Raw genomic sequence first — 19,132 nt, forward strand, 5'->3', positions numbered from 1 at the left:
TATCGATGGTTGGCGACCCTTACGACGGTAGTGAGGCTCACGGCGGCGAGGTCGACGGCGACACCCGTGGCGGGTCGACGGGCTCCGGACGGCTGGACAGGCGAGCGTTCGTCTCGCTCGCCGGAACGGTCGCCGCGGCGGCGCTGTCGGGGTGTTCGAACGAGTCCGACGACGATCCGACGACGGCCGGTCGGCAGCGCGACGTTGACGGGCCGGTGGTGTCGGTGATGACCGGCGCCCAGCCCAGCACCCTCGACATGGGGCCGAGCATGAACACCCCCGCCGGTCGGCCCCACTTCGAGGGGTTCCTCCAGAGCCTCGTCCTCCCGACGCACGCGCCGACCGGCCGGAGCCTCACCAGCGACCACATCTGGACGGTCGACGGCTCGGCGCTGCCGGTCCCCTGCGCGGTCGAGTCACGGGAAGTCACCGACGATGGAGACGTTCGCTACCGCTTCGACGACCGGCTGACCTACTGGTCGGGCGCCCCTCTCGACGGCCAAGCGTACTACCTCCGCGACCGGGTCGGGTGGCTGGAGACGAACGGCGCCTTCCGCGAGGAGTCGTTCGGAGGCGAGCTGGAGAGCGACATCGTCTACCGCCGGTCGCCGCTGGCCGGCCCGACGAACCCGGCGGCCGCGCGGGCGAACGCCCACCCCGGCATGCCGCCGCTGCCGCCCGCCTACAGCGAGCCCTGGGTCGAACGGTTCGAGGACGCGACGACCGAGGAGGCGGTCCAGGGAACGTATCTCGACTACCACCAGGGGAAGCTCTCGGTCGAGACCTTCGCCGAGGAGGGGTACGGGACCGGCCGCTACGAAGTCCGGTCGGCCGACGACGTGACGAGCGAGCTGATCGAACTCCCCTACGGACTGCGTACGAACACGGAGGTCGTCTACGCCGAACCCCGCTCGGAGTACCCCGGTCCCACCGACCGGCCGACGCTCCGGATCGTCTGCGGGTCACGGACGAGCTCACCGGGGATAGCGAGCAAGCCGTCGGGCTCGATGTACGACCCGCGAGACTTCGTCAACGGCGACGAGATCGACTTCGGCCGGGGCGTGATCGCCGAGTCGAAGGGCGACTTCTTCCGGAAGCAGGTCCCCGACGACATCGAGCAGCTGACCACCTGGCCGAACCCGGCCGGCGGCGGGCGACAGCTCACGTTCAACTGGGCCAACGACCACCTCCGGCGGCTGTGGGTGCGCCGCGCCATCGTCGCCGCCGCGCCGTTCGAGCGGATGCGCTCGAACCAGTACGGTCGCGGGTCGATGGCGCCCTCGTCCGACGCCGGGACGCTCGGGTCGATCGCCGAGCGCGCGCTCGGCGAGTCGTTCGTCGATTCGCTGTACACTTATCCGCTGGCCACGGACACCGACCTGGCGGCGCGATGGCTGCGCCGGGCCGGCTACGAGCGCGTCGACGGTCTGTGGACGGGACCCGAGGGGGAGGGGCTCTCGCTGACGCTGTCGGTCTTCTCGTCGGAGGTCGGCGACGTGCAGACGCTCGTCGCCGGGCTGGAGGCGTTCGGGATCGCGATCGAGGTCGAACAGCTGCTCGCCGGCGGCATCTCCTACGAGGGCAACGTCGAGGCGGGCGGGTTCGACCTGCTCGTCTCGAACGCGCCCGCCGGCGGGTCGGTGCTGCCGTACTACGGCGACTGGTTCTCGGTCTGGGGGAGCGGGATGTCGATGCCGCCGATCGCCGTGGCGGGCAACCCGCTGGGGAGCTGCCGCGACGACCCGCCGCTGGCGTCGGTCCCGGCGTCGGTGACGCTCCCGTCCGAGCCCGGCTCGCTCGCGGTCGACGGCGTCGACTACGCCGACAGCGGCGGGACCTACGAACACGACGCCGGCGAGACGGTCGCGCTCTGTGAGACGGTCGACCGGCTGCACGACGCAGGGACCGACGTCGAGGGGTTCCGCGAGGCGGCCCGGCGCTGCGCTCGGTGGTACAACTACGCAGTCCCGAACTTCGTGTTCGCCCAGGACCGGGTCGGGCTCTGGGCGGAGCTGAGCGAGTTCGCGGTGTCGGCCGACGAGGACCGCTCGCTCGGGATGAGTCGGGGGGAGCCGACGGCGCCCGTCCACTACCACGTCCAGGCGGGGACGCTCCGTCGGGCGGGCGCCGCGGAGTGACTGCGCTCCAGCCGCACCGGTCGCGGGCGCCCGAGGGTAGCGGGAGCCACCGATCGGAAGCGAGAGTGTTCGATCGGGAGCGGGCGCACCCGAGCGAGTCGAACGCCAGTTCTATGGACGCCCGCCCCAGAGAGCGGATATGGAAATCGAACCGGTCGACGGGGCAGTGTTCATCTACACCTTCGGGGTGATGTTCAGTGCCCTCTGGCTCTCGACGCCGGGGACGCCGCCGCTGAACCTCTTCATCTTCGCGCTGTTCGGCGTCGTCTCGCTGGGGTGGACCGCCTACTTCAAGTGGCAGATCGCGCCGCAGTTCCGCCCCGACGAGGACGAAGAGGACGAGGAACCGGAGACGCCGCGGCCCCCGACCGCCGAGGAGTAGTCCGGCTCGGCCGCCCCGACCGAGGCCGACCGGTCAGTGGACGGTCCGCTCGTCGGACGTGTCGATGTCCTCGCGCGGGTCGGTGTTGCCGCCGCTGGAGGTGGCGCGGTCGTCGCTGGGGGCGGCCCACTCGACGGCGTTGGCGAGCACCTTCTGGATCTCCTCGTCGTGGTAGATGGGGTAGGTCTCGTGACCCGGTCGGAAGTAGAAGATCCGGCCGTTGCCGCGGCGGTAGGTACAGCCCGAGCGGAACACCTCGCCGCCCTCGAACCAGGAGTTGAACACCAGCGTCTCGGGCTGGGGCACGTCGAAGCGCTCGCCGTACATCTCCGCCTCGTCGAGTTCGATACAGTCGTCGATCCCGTCGGCGATGGGGTGGCTCGGCTCGATGACCCACAGCCGCTCGCGCTCGGCCGCCTCGCGCCACTTCAGCGAGCAACTGGTGCCCATCAGCCGCTTGAACACCTTCGAGTAGTGCGCGGAGTGGAGGACGAGCAGCCCCATCCCGTCGCGGACCGCCTCGACGACCCGCTCGGCGACCTCGTCGGAGACTTCGTCGTGGGCGGCGTGGCCCCACCACGTCAGCACGTCGGTCTCGGCGAGCACGTCTTCGGTGAGGCCGTGCTCGGGCTCCTGTAGCGTCGACGTCTCGGTGTCGAAGCCGCGCGCGTCGAGCGCGGCGGCGATGGCGCCGTGGATGCCGTCGGGGTAGATCTCCGCAACCGTCTCGGACTCCTGCTCGTGGACGAACTCGTTCCAGACCGTGACGCGTGTGTCGGGCATGCGTACACGCTGGCGCCCCGGGCGCATGCCCGTTCGGGTTCCGGAGAGTTACCCGACCAACCGCGCGCTTTTTGTCGGGGGACGGCAACGACGGGCAACCTATGAGCGAGTTCGAACCAGGGTCGGACGGGCCCGCCGAGCGGGTGCGCGTCGACCAGGTCGGATACCTCCCGTCGGCGCCGAAGCGAGCCGTCGTCGCCGTCGAGACCGACCGGTCTACAATCGAGGCCGAACGGTTCGCCGTCCGCGAGTGCGGGCCCGGGGACGTCGTCCGCTCGGGGGCACTCTCGGATCCGGTCGACGACCCCGACGCGGCCGAGACAGTCCGTCGCGCCGACTTCTCGACGCTCTCCGAACCGGGCGAGTACCGGGTCGCAGTCGGGCGCGGCGTGACGGACGACGGCGACCTGCAAGCGGTCACCGCCGAATCGGTTCCCTTTCGCGTCGGCACGGACGCGTACGACGGGGTGCTGGCCGACGCCGTCCGCCTGTACACGCTGAAGCGGTCGAACACCGCCATCGACGATCCCGTCACCGGACTCGACGTACCGGCAGGCCACACGCAGGACGCCCGGGCGGCGATGTACTTCGGCGACGAGTTCCGCGACGACGGCGAGCGGCTGGACGTCTCCGGCGGCTGGTACGACGCCGGCGACTACGGGAAGTACGTGCCGCCGGCCGCGGTGACGGTTGGGCAGCTGCTCCTGGCCTACGAGCAGTATCCGTCCGCGTTCGAGGCCGGGCAGTGCGACCTGCCGGTCGAGGCGTCCGGAGTCGAGGGGTCGGTGACCGACGGCGAGGACGCGTTCGAACTGCCGGACCTGCTCGTCGAGGCGAAGTTCGAACTCGAATGGCTGGAACGGATGCAACGCGAGGACGGCGCCCTCTATCACAAGGTCGCAGCGCGGGAGTGGCCCGCGATCGACGAGGCGCCGACCGACGACGACCGCGAGCGGTTCGTCTACGGCCTCTCGACGTTCGGCACCGCCCAGTACGCGGCCGCGATGGCGATGGCCGCCAGAGTCTACGCCGAGCGGGCGCCCGAGTTCGCCGAGCGCGCGCTCGAACACGCTCGCGGGGCACACGCTTACCTCGAATCGAATCCCGACCCCGAGTTCCGCTTCGACGAGGGCCAGGACGACGGGTCCGGCCCCTACCGCAAGGACACCGACCGCGAGGAGCGATTCTGGGCGACCGCGGAGCTGCTGAAGACCACCGGCGACACCCGGTACGCCGACTATCTGGAGGTCCGGTTCGCCGACCTCTTCGACGCCGAGGCGCGGGCCCCGGTCTGGGACGACACGCTCTCGCTCGGCCAGTGGGCCTATCTCACCGCCGACGCGGCCGACGACGCCCGTGCTGACCGGCTCGAATCCGCGTTCGTCGACTACGCCGACGACCTCGTCGCGGCCATCGAGGCCGACGGTTACCGCTGCGCGCTCGATACCGAGGACTACCACTGGGCGTCGACCAAGTTGGCGCTCTCGAAGGGGAGTCTGCTCCTGCTCGCGAACGCGATCGACTCGGACGCGCGCTACGTCGCGGGCGCGCTCGACCAGTTGCACTACGCGCTGGGGCGGACGCCGACCGGCTACAGCTACGTGACCGGCCAGGGGACCCACCCGCCGCGCAACCCCCACGACCGCCTCGTGGAGGGCACGGGAACCGACCTCCCGGGGATGGTCGTCGGCGGCGCCAACCGCAACGGCGACGACGAGACGGTCGCCGAGTACATCGCCGAGACCGACGCGCCGCCCGCGAAGTGCTACGTCGACGCCACGGAGTCGTATTCAGCCAACGAGTGGGCCATCGACTACACCGCCCCGATCGTCTTCCTGCTCGGGCACGCCCGGACGATGGGCGACGCCTGAGGCGGCACCTCGCCGTTCGACCCGCGGGCTATCGGCGTTCCGGCGCCACCTCGTCGCCGAACAGCTCCATCCCGCGCGTGCTCGGGAAATCGGGGAAGATGAGCTGGAGCTTCCCGAACCCCAGCTCGCGGATCGGTTCGATCTGCTCCGCGACTTCGGCGGGCGTTCCGATCAGGAAATCCCCCTTCTCGCGGGCCTCTTCCGGTGTGCTCAGCTGGTCGTCGACGTCCTCCTCCTCGCCCCACGGCAGCGGGAAGATCTCCTCGCACAGCCGGTCGAGTTCCTCGGGGTCCTCCCGGACGATGCAGTGAGCGAGCCACGACCGCTCGACATCCGCGGGGTCGCGCCCCTCGGCTTCGAGGTACTCGTCGAACTTTCGAGCTTTGAACTCGATCGGTTTGCCACGGGCTCGCCCGGATATCTCGACGTTCCACTCGTCGGCGTGGCGAGCGGCGAGCCTGAGCATCCGCGGGCCCGCGCCGCCGACGACGATCGGCGGATGGGGGTCCTGGAGCGGTTTCGGCTCGTTGTAGGCGTCGTCGATCTCGTAGTGGTCGCCCGAGAAGCCGGGCGCGTCCTCGGTGAACATCGCCCTGATCACCTGGATGCCCTCGTCGAGCATGTCGATGCGCTCGTTGACGGGCGGGAAGTCGTAGCCGTAGGCCTCGTGCTCCTCGCGGTGCCAGCCACAGCCGAGCCCGAGGCGGACCCGACCCTCGGAAAGGTGGTCGACGGTCGTCGCCATCTTCGCCAGCAACGCGGGGTTGCGGTAGGTGATCGACCCGACGAGCGGGCCGATGTCGAGATCGGTTCCCTGGGTCCGCTCGGCGATGGCCGAGAGGAGCGTCCAGACCTCGAACTCCTCGTGGTTCGGCCCGAGCATGAAGTGGTCCGGCGCCCACAGCCCGTCGAGCCCCGCGTCGACGGCAGCGTCGACCCCCGCCATCACGGTGTCGCGGTCGACGTGCTCCAATAGTGGGGTGTCCCTGTGGACGCCCGCGCCCGCGTAGCAGCCGACCATCCAGTCGAATTGCATAGCGGAACCGGGGGTGGCAGCGACTTCAGTGTCGGGGTCGATCTGTGGTGGGGAAACGAGAGCGAACGAGAGCGACCGCAGGAGGTAGCAAGCGATGAACGCCCTCTGCCCGTTCGCTAGCAGTGAACTCGACTGGCGACAACAGGCGGTGAACGCCCTCTGCCCGTTCGCTAGCAGTGAACTCGACTGGCGACAACAGGCGGTGAACGCCCTCGGCCCGCTCGCGGTCGCTGAGTCGGATATCCGCGCTCTCCAAACCGCCCGCGCGGATAGAGCCGACTCAGACGACTGAACTGGACGCGAGCGCGCCTCGCCCTTTCAATCCGCCAGGGACCGCCCCGCACGGCACCGCAGCCGGCCACGACCCTCCCCAGCCGACTCCCTCGCTCGCTGCGCTCGCTCAGTCATCCCTCGCACGGCTTCGTCGCGCGCACGAGAGCGCGCGACAGCGCGCGCCACGGTAGATTACTCAGTCCGTCACACCCACTGAATCCCCTGCACGATACCTGAAGCCGAGCCCACGCCGCTACCGATCCACGTCGACGCTGGCTTCGCTGCCGCCGTATTCGAGGGTCGCGTCCGGTTCGGCTGACCCGATGCCGGTGCCACGGTTTTCATCGACCACGACCACCTCGAACTCCCGGTCTTCGACGAGCTCGGGGAACGAGCCCTCGCGGTCCTCGACGGTCAGTTCGTCGGCGGTGTCGTCCCAGCGGATCGGGGTGAAGGCGTAGTCGCCGTCCTCGTAGTCGAAGCCGTCGCCGGCGTCCTCGTAGGCGTCGAACTCCGCGTCGCGACCGGGATAGACGCGCAGCTCCCACGGCGCGTCGGGCTTCTCGCCGGTGTGCTGGACTTGGGGCCCCATCGGGAGGATGCTCCCCGCTTTGACGAACAGCGGGAGCTTTTCGAGGGGCGCGTCGGCCAGGACCGTTTGCCCGCCGTCGTGGCGCTCGCCGGTCCAGAAGTCGTACCAGTCGGTGCCTTCCGGGAGGTAGACTTCGCGGGCCTCCGCCTTCCCGTCTAGTTCCGTCGAGTCGGGACCGTAGTACATCGGTTCGGTGACCGGACAGACGAGCAGGGAAGGACCGAACATGAACTGGTCGCCCACGTCGTGGGCGTCCTCGTCGTCCGGGAACTCCAGGGCGAGGTGGCGATACATGGTGTAATCGCGGTGGGTCTCCCAGCCCGCCAGCGAGTAGAGGTAGGGCAACAGGCGATAGCGCAGGCGGTCGAACTTTACGAGCGTGTCGTAGGTGCGGTCGCCGGGCTCGCCGAAGCGCCACAGCTCGCGAGGCGTGTCGGTGCCGTGCGAGCGGAACATCGGCAGGAAAGCGCCGTACTGGAACCAGCGGACGTACAGCTCCCGATACCCCAGGTCGTCGACGCCGTCGTCGAAGTCGCCGTCGGTGATCCACGACGGGCCGTCGCCGACGAAGAACGCGCCCACGTCGAGGGTCCACTTGGGATTGCCTGCGGCGGTGAACTGCAGGCCGTCAGCGATCTGGTTGCGGTAGCGCTCCCACGTCGCCTCGACGTCGCCCGACCACGTGATCGCGCCGTAGCGCTGCTGACCGGGATATCCCGACCGGGTGAGGTTGATGACTCGTTTGTCGTCGGTGGTCGCGCGCTGGCCCTCGTACATCCCTTTCGCCTGGTGGAGCGAGTAGGTGTTGACGTAGCCGGGGTCGAAGACGCGTTTGAACGCGTCGGTGGTGTGCTTGGCCAGCGCGAACGGGTCCGGCGCGGTGGGGAGCGTCCACGTCGGGTCGTACGGCTCGGTCGAGTCGCACCACCACGCGTCGACGCCGTGGTCGAACAGCCCTTCCTTCGCCTGATTCCAGTAGATGTCCCGCGCTTCCTCGGAGAAGGCGTCGTAGTAGCGCTGCTCGTTGCCCGGTGCGGGAACGTCCGCGTCGTCGAGGATGTGACCCGCGTCGCGCAGCTCGTCGTAGTTCTCGCCGGCGAGGGTGTTGGGCCAGATGGAGACCATCAGCCGGACGTTCCGGTCGTGGAGCGCGTCCATCGTCGCCGACGGATCGGGGTAGCGGCCCTCGTGGAAGGACTTCTGTCCCCACTGGCCCCAGTCACCCTGGGGGCCGCCCCACTCCTCGAAGTTCGGGTGATGGTCCTCGGTGTCGGGCCAGTACTGCCAGTCCTGGACGACGCAGTCGATGGGTACCTCGCGGTCGCGGTACTCGTCGACCACGTCGACCAGTTCGTCGCCGGTCTCGTAGCGCTCCTTGGACTGGACGTACCCGTAGGACCACTTCGGCAGCATCGTCGCCTCCCCGGTCAACTCGCGAAAGCCCGCGATCACCTCGTCGGGGTCGCCGGCGACGACGAACACGTCGAGGGCGTCGTCGCACTCCGTCCAGACGTACGACCCGTGCCGGTCGTCGTGGAACGTCGTCAGCGAGCCCGTGTTCCAGAGCATCCCGTAGCCGCCGGTCGACAGGATGGCGGGCATCGCGACCTTCGTGTTCCCCTGGTAGAGCGTCTGTCCCTCGCCGCTGTAGTCGGCGACGCCGCCCTCGTGCTGGCCGAGGCCGAGGATCGCCTCGCTGTCGTCGAATTCGAGGTCGAGCCGCGTCGAGTACGCCTCACGGTCGAGACCCTCGCGCGGGCTCGCGACCTCGTGGTCGCCCACGGTCAGCTCCTCGGGGGAGACGGGGACGAGCGACTTTCCGCCGTCGGCGGGCTCGCGGACGAGCAGGTCGCCGTCGGAGTCACGCCAGGCCAGCGCGCCCGTCTCGCGGTCGAGTTCGGCGCGCAGGGCTGGAGTGACCAGTTCGTACTCGCGCTCGCGTTCGATCAGGTCCCACTCACCCGTGGCCTCCTGTTCGACGACCATGGGGCTCTCGGGGTCGGGGATCTCGTCGGCGGCGGTGTAGACGAGTCGGACGGTGTCGTCGGCGAGGACCTGGAGTTTGAGTCGCTTGCCGCCCGCGTCGAACAGCGGACCGTCGGCGTCCCGTCGGAGGGCCGTTACGTGCATGACAGATTGCTCAGACGGATGCCTCTTTAGCGTTCTCGTCACGGACTCACACGTCCGGGCCAATCCGGAGAGATGGACCGCTTTCCGTGGCATCCGGCGGAATCATCGACGAGAATGTCCCCGGTATCTTTATCGGGGAGTGTTCACCTGTTCGAGGTATGGCAGACGAAGACAGACTGCGGGACGTGGCCGACGAACGGGACTTCGAGATCGGTGCGGCCGCGGCGGCCCAGCCGCTGCGGACAGACGCCGCTTACAAGAAGATCCTCCGCAACGAGTTCAACTACGTCACCGCCGAGAACGCCCTCAAGATGGGGCCGCTCCGACCCGACGAGGGAGTCTACGACTTCAACGACGCCGACGCGGTCGTCGACTACGCCCGCGCGAACGACCAGTCGGTCCGTGCGCACACCCTCGTCTGGCACAATCAGACGCCGACCTGGTTCCAGGAGTGGGACTACACCGCCGAGCAGCTGCAGGAGTTCACGCGCGAGCACGTCCACACCGCCGCGGGCCGCTACCGCGACACCGTCGACACCTGGGACGTGGTCAACGAGGCCGTCGCCGACGACGGCACGATGCGCGAGAACCTCTGGTACGAGACGTTCGGTGAGGAGTACCTCGACGACGCCTTCCGCTGGGCCAACGAGGTCGCCCCGGACACCGATCTGTACTACAACGACTACGGCGCAGACGGCGTCAACGTGAAATCCGACGCAATCTACGACCTCGTCGAACGGATGCTCGACCGCGGCGTCCCCATCGACGGCGTCGGCCTCCAGATGCACGCGCTCCACGAGAAGCCCGGCATCGACTCCGTCGCCGAGAACATCCGTCGGTTCAAAGATCTCGGCCTCGACGTCGAGATCACCGAGTTCGACGTGGCGTACCTGCCCGACGACGACCCCGGCGACCAGGAGGCTCGCTGGGAGAAACAGGCCGACTTCTATCGGGACATCACCGAGGTCTGTCTCGACGAGGGCGTCGACACCATGATCGTCTGGGGGGTTCGGGACTCCGACTCGTGGATCCCCAACTGGTTCGAGAACCTCACCGGCGACCCGCTCCTGTTCGACTCCGGCAACGACCCCAAGCCCGCCTATCACGCGATCAAAGACACGCTCGCGAACTACGAAGCGTAGGGAGCGTTTCGTTCGGCGTCTTCGGGCAGCCTTTTCCGATCTCCGGTGGTTGGCGGATCTAATGAACCGACGCCACCTCCTCGGTGTCGCGGCCTCGGGTATCGGTGCCGCGGGGCTGTACTGGGCCGGATTCGGGCGCCAGTCGGACGACGGGCCACGCGCGTTGAGCGAGGCCCACGGCGGGAACCGGGTCGCCGACTCGCACGGGCGACTCGAACTCGCCAGCGCGACGGAAGACGTCGAGTTCGGGGAGCCGGCGCGGTTCGAGATCGGGAACACAGGCCCATCGACCGTCGGAGTGGGCTGTCAGGTCCCCTGGACGATCCAGCGACGCGAGAGCGGTGGGTGGAGCGACGTGCTGTGGACCGATTCGAACGCGTTCGCGCAGCGTGCTACCGAACTCTCGCCCGGAGGTACGACCTCGGAGACGGTCACGATGTCCCGGGCCGCGCTCGACGACCACGGGATCGTCGAACTGAGCTTGAACCCCGGACGGTACCGGTTCGTTCTCCTCGGGGTCGACCCGTTCCTCGCGACGGACTTCCGGCTCGTCTGAGCGCTTCGAACCGAGTGCGACCGTGTGAATCCTACAGCTCGATACGCCCGCCCGACTCCCCGGACTCGTAGATAGCGTCGGCGATCCGCATGTCCTCGTAGCCGTGCTGGCCGTCGGGACCGATCGCCATGTCGGTCAGGAGGCCGGTGGCGAAGTAGTCGAACTCCTCGACCATCTCGGAGGGTTCCTCGACGGTGACGGTCTGCTCCTCGCCGCCGGTGCTGACGGTGATCGTCCGGTCGGCGTCGACGTTGAACGGCACGTCGACCCGGATGCGGCCGTGGGTACCACCGACCTCGAAGTAGTTGTCGCCGGCGACCTGGTAGCCGCTGTCGCACTCGGCGACGGCGCCGTCGGGGAACTCCATCGTGAACGCGACGTACTTCTCCAGGCCGTCGAACTCCGGCGGCCCCTCGACAGTCGTGGCGTGGACGGCCTCGGGGTCGGCGTCGAGGACGAACCGCGAGGTGTTGAGCGGGTACACACCGAGGTCCATCAGCGGACCGCCGCCCGCGAGGTCTGGGTTTAGGCGCCACTGATCCATCGACTCGCCGGCGGCGATGAGGTTGTACGAGAAGGCGCCGCGGGTGTGGACGGGGTCGCCGATGGCGCCGTCCTGCACGACGTCGCGGACCCACCGGATCGACCGCGTGGTGTGCATCCGGTAGGCCGTCATCAGTTCGACGCCGCCGTCCTCGCAGGCCTCGACGCACTTGCGGGCGCGCTCGCCGTTGGCCTCGAGCGGTTTCTCACAGAGGACGTCCTTGCCGAGTTCCGCAGCGGTCTCGACGTGCGGGAGGTGCAGCGCGTTCGGCGTGCAGACGTAGACGGCGTCGTAGGCGTCGCTGGCCTCGCCGTCGGCGTAGTCGTCGTAGGTCAGCGCGTGGGCCACGCCCTTCTCGTCGGCGACGCGCTCGGCCTTCTCGCGGCCGCCGCTGACGACGACCGTCGTCTCGCAGTAGTCCGACGCCTCGATCGCAGGGATCGCCACGTCCGGAGCGAACCACCCCAGTCCCAGGACGGCGAACCGGACGGGCCCACCGTCGACCGGTCGCGCCCAGTCCCGCTCGTCGAACGAACTCGGTACGTCGATATCCATACCACGACTCAGCAGAGCCACCGGCAAAAAGTGAATCGGTCGCGGAATCGACAGCGATAATCACACCGATCCGTGTCGAGCGGCCGGCTCAGAACCCGTACAGCTCCTTCGGCCGCTCGTAGGCGACGTGGTCGACCAGGTCTTCGGCCACGTCGAGGGGGATCTGCCCGCGCTCGACCTTCTTGCCGACGACGTTGGCCAGCGTCCGGCGGAACATCTCGAAGCGAGAATCGAAGGAGAGGAGCTTGCGCGAGTCGCTGACCATCCCGGCGTGGTTGGCCAGGAGGTCGACGCTCCCGACGTAATCGAGCTGGTGGTCCATGCCGAACGGGCTGTCGTTGAACCACCAGGCCGGGCCGACGCTCACGTTGGAATAGGCCCGCGCGACCGTCGTCAGCGTCGGGTAGTGGCTCGGGTCGACGCAGTAGAGGACGATCTCGCCCGCGCCGTCGAAGCGGTCGAGGTAGTAGTCCAGCCCCTCGGCGATGTCGATATCGCCCATCGACACGTCGCCGCCCGACGCCGCACCGAGTTCGTCGTACAGCTGTTCGCGGTAGTCCCGCAGCGCGCCGATGTGCAACTGTGAAACCCAGCCCGCCTCGCCGTTTAGCTCGCCGATAAACTCCAGCAGGTAGGCCTGAAAGTCGCCGATATCGCGGTCCGAGAGCGACTCGCCGGCCCGCCGTTTGGCGTACACCTCGGCGGCGCGGGCTTCGCTGACCGGTCGCGAGACGGGTTCGAGGATGCCCAGATCGCTGGCCGCACAGCCGTGGTCGTCGAAGTACTCGTGGGTAGCCGCCAGCGCGTCGAGATACCCGGCGAAGTCGTCGGTGTCGAACTCGGTCGCGTCGGCGAGGTCGTCGGCGAAGTCGAGGAAGCCCGCCTTCTGGACGTTGACGGCCGGGTCCGCGCGCCAGGTGGGGCGGACGTCGACGCCGTCGACCTCGTCGACGGCCCGCTCGTGGTATTCGAGCTGCGACGCGGGGTTGTCCGTCGTCGCCAGGACTTCGACGTTCATCTCCCGCAGGAGCTCCTGGGGGCGCATGTCGACGCCCTCCAGCTGATTCTTCGTCTCGACCCAGATCTCGTCGGCGGTCTCGGCCGAGACGGGGTCGTCGATCCCGAACCGCCGTTTGAGATCGAGGTGGAGCCACTCGTAGACCGGATTGCCGGCCATCTCCGGGACGACCTCGGCGAAGGCGTCCCACTTCTCGCGGTTGGAGGCGTCGCCGGTGATGTACTCCTCGCCGACGCCGCGCTTTCGCATCATCGACCAGACGTAGTGGTCGGTCGCACCCTGGACCTCCCAGATGTCCGACCAGCCGTCGTTCTCGACGATCTCGACGATATCGGCGTGGTTGTGCGGGTCGAGGATCGGTCGGTCGGCGATGGTCTCGTAGAGGTCCCGTGCCGCCTCCGTTTCGAGCAGATACGTTTCGTCGTCGAGGAAGGCCATGTCGGTCGGACCAACCGGCGATTCGTTCATAAAGGTAGCTGTCCGGGCGCGCTACCGCGGTGGGGCGGGCACCGTCGCCCGGTTCCTACTCGTAGGCGTACTTCACCTCGACGACGTTGACGGTGTTGCGGAGTTCGGGCAGGATCTCCGCCTCGATCCGCTCGTCGTCGAGTCGCGCTTTCGGTCCGGAGACCGATATCGAGCCGACCACGCGCCCGTCGACGACGATCGGCGAGGCGACCGACCGGATACCCTCCCGGCGCTCTTCGTCCTCGACCGCGTAGCCGCGGTCCTCGATCCTGGCGAGTTCGCTGTCTAGCCGGTCGCGGTCGGTTATCGTGTGTCGGGTGGCTCGCGGCATCCCGTAGGTGTCGACGACCTCGTCGATGTACTCGGCGGGGAGGTGTGCGAGGATGGCTTTGCCGAGGGCGGTCCAGTGCATCTCGGTGTGTTCCCCGATCGGGGCGTTGTCGTAGACGGCCTCCGTCCCCTCGGCCTGATAGAGCAGGACTCGCTGGCCGTTCTCTTCCACGCCGAGGTTGGCGACTTCGCCGGTGGATTCGGCCAGCGCCTCGATCTCGGCCCTGGTCGCGCCGAATACGTTCCGCCGCTGCCTGACCGCGACGCCGTCGCGGAGGAACCGACAGCTCAACCGGTAGCCGTCCTCGCCCTGGACGACGTAGCCGATGGATTCGAGCGTCGCGAGGTGTGAGTGGGCCGTGCTCGTGGGGATGTCCAGCGCCGTCGCCACGTCGTCGATCCGCACGGTCACGTGCTCGCGAACGACGCCGACGACCGCGAAGGCCCGCTCTACGGCCCCGATCGCGCCGTCGTCCGCGCCCGGTTCTGTGATTCCCATATCGTCCCATACGATTCGCCAGTGGTAAAATCTACTGATGCTGGAATACGGGGATGAAATTACACTCGTATACTTGTATTCTGATTTCGGGGATCTGAGGTAGGTTCGGCGTGTCAAAACCTGCCTTCCCGAGACTCGTCAACCGCCTGAAACGGGCGTATGTGTAATTATCGTTAGTGTGTGTATGGTTCCACCGATGGTAGAATGGGGAGCGTAGTTCGCCGTCGTGACGGCCCGGTACCAGGTGCGCGGTCGGAACTGGCGGTGAGAACAGGTGGTCCGTGTCCGATCCAGATCGATTCTGAGTGGCCCTGATTATCGCAAGCGTGTATCGGGTCGACCGCACGCGGTCGTGTGGTCGACGTTCTGGACATCGACGGTGAAAACCGGAGTCGGGTCAGTCCTGCGCGACGGCGTCGACGCCGTCGTCCCGGACTGCTTGCTCGGCGCGCATGGCTTTCAACATCCCACGGAGATAGCCGACGGTGTAGGCGCGGCCGCGGTGTTCCCAGTCGGTGTCTCCCTCCAGATGGGGGGTGTGGTCGGGGATCATCATCCCGGAGAAATCCACTTCGTCCAGCAGCGAGAGGAGTTCGTACTCGTCGTAGTTGCCCTCGTCGATGAAATCCTCGGAGAAGTTCGGGACGGTCCCCGAGACGTCGCGAAAGTGGACGTAGACGATCTCGTCGCGCTCGCCGAAGTAGCGGATCACCTCGTCCAGTGGCTCGCCCATCTCCGACCAGCAGCCCAGGCAGAGGTCGAGCCCGTGGTGGTCGGTGTCGCGGTAGTTCATCGCGCGCTTGAAGTTCTCGAAGTTGCGGAACAGCTGTGGGATCCCGCCGAGTGTCTCCATCGGTGGGTCGCTCGGGTGGAGACACATCGTGACGCCGGCCTCCTCGGCCACGGGCAGGATCTCGTCGAGGAACGACTCGTAGTTGTCCCACAGCTCCGCCTCGGTGTACTCCCGGTCGTGGGTGAGTTCGTCGGTCTCGGCCTCGTCGGCGTCGAAGACGGAAACCTCGGCGCCGCCGCGAGTGGTCGTCCAGCCGGTTCGCCAGACGCCCGCCGGCGCCCAGTGGTATCCGAAGATGGGGATACCCGCTTCGCCCACGTTGCGGATCGTCCGCTTCAGTTTCTCCATCTGTTCGTCGCGGTCGGGCCCGTCGAGCATGATGTCCTCGTAGAACGAGACGGGCACGTTCTCGATCGCGTCGAGTCGCATGCCCTCCGCCTCGACGCGCTCGCGGAGTTCGCGGAGGTTCTCGGCGGACCACTCGCCGTCGCCCGTCAGCGGGACCCGCTCGTCGTCGGGCATGTGCTCGTAGTCCGGCTCGTCGACCTGATACATGTTCAACAGCACGTCGTCGGCACCGAGCTGCTTGATGTATCGCAGACGTTCGGGCGACGGATCCATGAACTGGCCCGCGCCGACCCGCATCGGCAAGTCCGCGAACGAACTCGGCTCGTCGTTGTCGGTCGCCATACGCCCCGTACCGGATACGGAGTTATAAATCTCGTCACCCAAATCCCGGTCCGGACCGCCGCGAGGCGTGGATTCAAGAGCCACCCGGCGCTTGCTCGGGCTATGGTAGACGCCGCCGCACACCACGCTCGCCCGCACGCCCCGTCGAACGACCACCGCTCGTCCGGACCGACTCCCGGGCCGGATCCCCACTGGGAGGTGTCCGCCTGATGGTCGAGTTCGCCGCCAACGCCGGAATCGTCGCCGCCGACGGCGAGACGGTCGCCGACGGGATCGAACGAGCCGCAGACCTCGGCGTCGACGCCGTCGAGTTCTTCGACTGGGAGAGCGCCGACCGCGACGCCGTCCGCGCCGCCGCCGAGGAACACGGGGTCGAAATCGCCGGGATCCTCGCCGCCGGCGCCGGGTCGAACATCGACGACCGCGACGCGCCCGCGACGGTGAATCCCTACGACCGCGAGACGGCCGTCGCCGACGTCGAACGGTCGCTCGATGCCGCCGCTGCGTTCGATGCGGAGTGTCTGATAGTCACCGTCGGCCCCGACCAGGGCGGATTCGCTCGCGACACCCAGCGTCGCGCGCTCGAACGCGTCCTCGCCGACGTGGCGCCCGCCGCCGAGGAGGCGGACGTCACGGTCGTCGTCGAACCGCTCAACACCGTCGTCGACCACCCCGGCTACTTCCTCGAATCGTCGCGCGAGGCGTTCGACATCACCCGATCGGTCGGGGGCGACCACGTGAAGGTGCTGTTCGACGCCTACCACCAGCAGATCACCGAGGGCGACGTGATCCGAACCCTCACGGGGAACGTCGACCAGGTCGGTCACGTTCACGTCGCCGACAACCCAGGCCGACTCGAACCCGGGAGCGGCGAGATGGCGTACGACACCATCTTCGACGCGCTCGACGAGGCGGGCTACGCCGGCTACGTCGGCATGGAGTTTTTCGCGACCAGCGAGGGCACGAGCCTGGCCGACGGGATCCGCGGAACGATGGAGCTGGACTGACGGGCGACCGAAATGACAGCTACCCCGGAATCGGACCACGACGACCCTACCAGGTACCGACCACTCTCGACCTCCGCGGTGGGGTCCGCCGAAACGAATACACTATCGCTGGAACACGTTTCGAGTGCGACCGGTTCGTGAGTGCGTCGGACGGCGTGTTCGCGGCTCGAGTCGGGGCCGACGGGTCGGCTGTCGTCGATATCGCGGTCGAGGTGAACTATCGTAGAATTCGAAAGCGTTTGCACGGTCGATCGCACGCTATCATGCGATCGTTCGAGCGATGTCTTTCAAATTCTGCGATACCGGCCCCGCCGGTGTCTGTTCACGCGAGCGAACTGGTCCCGTTCTCCGTGAACCCAGCTCTTAAGCGTGGGCGTGCGTACCGTCAGTCGATGGCACCCGACGCGACACACGCGGAGCAGCCGATAGACTCGGACGATCTCGAGATCGCCTACATCGGCGGCGGCAGCCGCCAGTGGGCCCCGAACCTGATCCAGGATCTGGCGCTCTCGGAGTTCGACGGCCACGTGCGCCTCTACGACACCAACCAGGACGCCGCCGAGACCAACGCCGAGTTCGGCAACTGGGTCCAGGACGACCCCGACGCCACCGCCGAGTGGTCCTACGAGGCCGTCGAGGACCTGGACGACGCGTTGGCGGGCGCCGACGCGGTCATCCTCTCGACGCAGTACGACCCCCGCGACACCTTCGTCCACGACCTGCGCATCCCGAAGGAGTACGGCATCTACGGGGCCGTCGCGGCCACCATCGGCCCCGGCGGCATCTTCCGCGCGATGCGGACGATCCCCGTCTTCCGGCGGTTCGCCGCCGCGATCCGCGAGAACTGTCCCGACGCGTGGGTGTTCAACTACACCAACCCCGTCCACTTCGTGACCCGCGCCCTGTACGACGAGTACCCCGACATCAACGCGCTGGGCCTCTGTCACGAGGTACTCGGTACTCGCTGGCACCTCGCGATGCTCGCCGAGGAGGAGCTGGGCATGGACGCCGAGCGCGCCGACGTGGAGGTCAACGTCAAAGGGATCAACCACTTCACGTGGGTCGACGAGGCCCGCTGCAAGGGCGTCGACCTCTGGCCGCTGCTGCACGAGCTGAAAGACGGCGAGCGCGGCAGCAAGCGGTTCACCTACGACGACCTGAAAGACGACAGCGTGTTCAGCGACAACTGGCAGGTCACCTGGGAGCTGTTCCGCCGGTTCGGCGTGCTCCCAGCCGCAGGCGACCGCCACCTCATCGAGTACGCCACCTCCTTCATCGCCGACGGCCAGGAGTCGCTCAACCACTGGGGCGTCCGCCGCACGGACGCCGACTACCGCGCGAAACACTGGACGCCCGCCGAGTCCAAACAGACCACCAACGTGGAGGGCTGGATGGAGGGCGAGCGGGAGTTCGAACTCGAATCGTCCGGCGAGGAGTTCCTCGACATCCTCGAAGGGCTGACCGGCGACGGCCCGTACGTCACGAACGTCAATCTCCCCAACTCCGGCCAGGTCTCGGACATCGAGCAGGGCCCGGTCGTCGAGACCAACGCGGTCGTCCGCGACAACCAGGTCAAGCCGGTCAACGCCGGCGGCTTCCCGCGCCCGGTCCGCAGTATGGTCCAGGGTCACGTCGACACCATCGAGACGATCATCGAGGCCGCCCGCACCGGCGACGTGGATTACGCCTTCCAGGGCTTCTCGACCGACGACCAGGTCCAGACGTTGACTCCCGACGAGTCCCGCGACCTGTTCGGCGAGCTGTTCGCCGCCGAGGCCGAGTTCCTCACCGACTGGAACGTCGACGACTCCGACGTGCTCGCGAAAGCCGACACCTTCGACGCCTGACCGGCGTCTCCCACCGTCTCTGAAGGGGCCGGTTCCCGCCCCTTCCGGGTCCGGTCCGCGTGTCGCTCGACCGTCCGTATCGTCCGCTCGCCACCAATCGGACTCTATTCGGCACCCATCGTTCTCTACTCGATACATATCGTTCTCCCTTCAAACCGCCTCGTTCCTCGCCCGACGAACATCGTTCCTCACCTCTCTCGATTCGTCAGACAACTCGATTCTCGGTGTTCTCCATTCGTCTATACTCGTTCTTTTTGTAGCTAATTTATTCACTTCTGGTAGCGTAGCGTTCTCCATTTGGTTCGGCTACCGCGGTTGGCGCCACCGACTGGTCGTCCGTTGGTACAATGTTTTATTGACGAAAAGTATACACACCTAATTGAAATAAGACTTAACTCCACCACACTACACGTCGGAGTCACCAGGGTGGTGCTATGATACGGGGTGGCAAGACTTACGATAGTTGACCGCAGCGAGA

The 19,132-nt window shown here is 67.5% G+C and carries 15 protein-coding genes; 8 read left to right on the top strand and 7 right to left on the bottom strand.

The window, feature by feature from the left end; translation table 11 throughout:
* Nucleotides 1-5 precede the first annotated feature (5 nt).
* Nucleotides 6-2,138, top strand: coding sequence for a periplasmic substrate-binding domain-containing protein (locus tag I7X12_RS18990; RefSeq protein WP_198061582.1), 2,133 nt, complete (start codon nucleotides 6-8; stop codon nucleotides 2,136-2,138).
* Nucleotides 2,139-2,277: 139 nt separating this feature from the next.
* A complete protein-coding gene (locus I7X12_RS18995) occupies nucleotides 2,278-2,520 on the top strand; it encodes a hypothetical protein (protein WP_198061583.1) in 243 nt (80 codons plus the stop codon).
* Nucleotides 2,521-2,553: 33 nt separating this feature from the next.
* On the opposite strand, the gene I7X12_RS19000 is transcribed toward I7X12_RS18995, so the two are convergent.
* Nucleotides 2,554-3,303 (bottom strand): ThuA domain-containing protein, encoded by a 750-nt coding sequence (locus tag I7X12_RS19000; RefSeq protein ID WP_198061584.1) that lies wholly within the window; start codon nucleotides 3,301-3,303, stop codon nucleotides 2,554-2,556.
* A 101-nt stretch (nucleotides 3,304-3,404) separates the two neighbouring features.
* On the opposite strand from I7X12_RS19000, the gene I7X12_RS19005 reads away from it, so the two are divergent.
* Nucleotides 3,405-5,174, top strand: a complete 1,770-nt coding sequence (locus I7X12_RS19005; RefSeq protein WP_198061585.1) for a glycoside hydrolase family 9 protein — start codon at nucleotides 3,405-3,407, stop codon at nucleotides 5,172-5,174.
* Between the two features lie 28 nt (nucleotides 5,175-5,202).
* Here I7X12_RS19005 and I7X12_RS19010 read toward each other — a convergent pair whose 3' ends face one another.
* Complete coding sequence (locus tag I7X12_RS19010) at nucleotides 5,203-6,210, bottom strand: LLM class flavin-dependent oxidoreductase (protein ID WP_198061586.1); 1,008 nt, start codon at nucleotides 6,208-6,210, stop codon at nucleotides 5,203-5,205.
* Between the two features lie 94 nt (nucleotides 6,211-6,304).
* Between I7X12_RS19010 and I7X12_RS19015 the strand changes: the two genes are divergently transcribed.
* Entirely contained in the window at nucleotides 6,305-6,502 is a 198-nt protein-coding gene (locus I7X12_RS19015) for a hypothetical protein (protein WP_198061587.1), read from the top strand.
* Between the two features lie 234 nt (nucleotides 6,503-6,736).
* Here I7X12_RS19015 and I7X12_RS19020 read toward each other — a convergent pair whose 3' ends face one another.
* Entirely contained in the window at nucleotides 6,737-9,205 is a 2,469-nt protein-coding gene (locus tag I7X12_RS19020; RefSeq protein ID WP_198061588.1) for a glycoside hydrolase family 31 protein, read from the bottom strand.
* A gap of 158 nt (nucleotides 9,206-9,363) precedes the next feature.
* On the opposite strand from I7X12_RS19020, the gene I7X12_RS19025 reads away from it, so the two are divergent.
* Nucleotides 9,364-10,347 carry an endo-1,4-beta-xylanase gene (locus tag I7X12_RS19025; protein WP_198061589.1) on the top strand — a complete coding sequence of 328 codons (984 nt, stop codon included), beginning with the start codon at nucleotides 9,364-9,366 and terminating at the stop codon, nucleotides 10,345-10,347.
* A gap of 61 nt (nucleotides 10,348-10,408) precedes the next feature.
* Complete coding sequence (locus I7X12_RS19030; RefSeq protein ID WP_198061590.1) at nucleotides 10,409-10,903, top strand: hypothetical protein; 495 nt, start codon at nucleotides 10,409-10,411, stop codon at nucleotides 10,901-10,903.
* Nucleotides 10,904-10,934: 31 nt separating this feature from the next.
* On the opposite strand, the gene gfo6 is transcribed toward I7X12_RS19030, so the two are convergent.
* The 4 genes from gfo6 to I7X12_RS19050 form a co-directional block, all read right to left on the bottom strand.
* The gene (gene gfo6, locus I7X12_RS19035) at nucleotides 10,935-12,002 is read right to left on the bottom strand and encodes a D-xylose 1-dehydrogenase Gfo6 (protein ID WP_198061591.1); all 1,068 of its coding nucleotides are present in this window, start codon (nucleotides 12,000-12,002) and stop codon (nucleotides 10,935-10,937) included.
* Between the two features lie 88 nt (nucleotides 12,003-12,090).
* Nucleotides 12,091-13,458: a glucuronate isomerase gene (gene uxaC / locus I7X12_RS19040; RefSeq protein ID WP_198061592.1), complete on the bottom strand. Its 1,368-nt coding sequence runs from the start codon at nucleotides 13,456-13,458 to the stop codon at nucleotides 12,091-12,093.
* A gap of 85 nt (nucleotides 13,459-13,543) precedes the next feature.
* Complete coding sequence (locus tag I7X12_RS19045) at nucleotides 13,544-14,317, bottom strand: IclR family transcriptional regulator (protein ID WP_198061593.1); 774 nt, start codon at nucleotides 14,315-14,317, stop codon at nucleotides 13,544-13,546.
* A gap of 397 nt (nucleotides 14,318-14,714) precedes the next feature.
* Nucleotides 14,715-15,800, bottom strand: a complete 1,086-nt coding sequence (locus I7X12_RS19050) for a mannonate dehydratase (protein ID WP_198061594.1) — start codon at nucleotides 15,798-15,800, stop codon at nucleotides 14,715-14,717.
* Between the two features lie 209 nt (nucleotides 15,801-16,009).
* On the opposite strand from I7X12_RS19050, the gene I7X12_RS19055 reads away from it, so the two are divergent.
* Both I7X12_RS19055 and I7X12_RS19060 read left to right on the top strand, forming a co-directional pair.
* On the top strand, nucleotides 16,010-16,807 hold the full coding sequence (locus tag I7X12_RS19055; RefSeq protein ID WP_198061595.1) for a TIM barrel protein: 798 nt from the start codon (nucleotides 16,010-16,012) through the stop codon (nucleotides 16,805-16,807).
* A gap of 392 nt (nucleotides 16,808-17,199) precedes the next feature.
* The gene (locus I7X12_RS19060; protein WP_198061596.1) at nucleotides 17,200-18,654 is read left to right on the top strand and encodes a family 4 glycosyl hydrolase; all 1,455 of its coding nucleotides are present in this window, start codon (nucleotides 17,200-17,202) and stop codon (nucleotides 18,652-18,654) included.
* The last annotated feature ends 478 nt before the right edge of the window (nucleotides 18,655-19,132 follow it).

The sequence above is a fragment of the Halosimplex litoreum genome, from assembly GCF_016065055.1.
Lineage (GTDB): Archaea > Halobacteriota > Halobacteria > Halobacteriales > Haloarculaceae > Halosimplex > Halosimplex litoreum.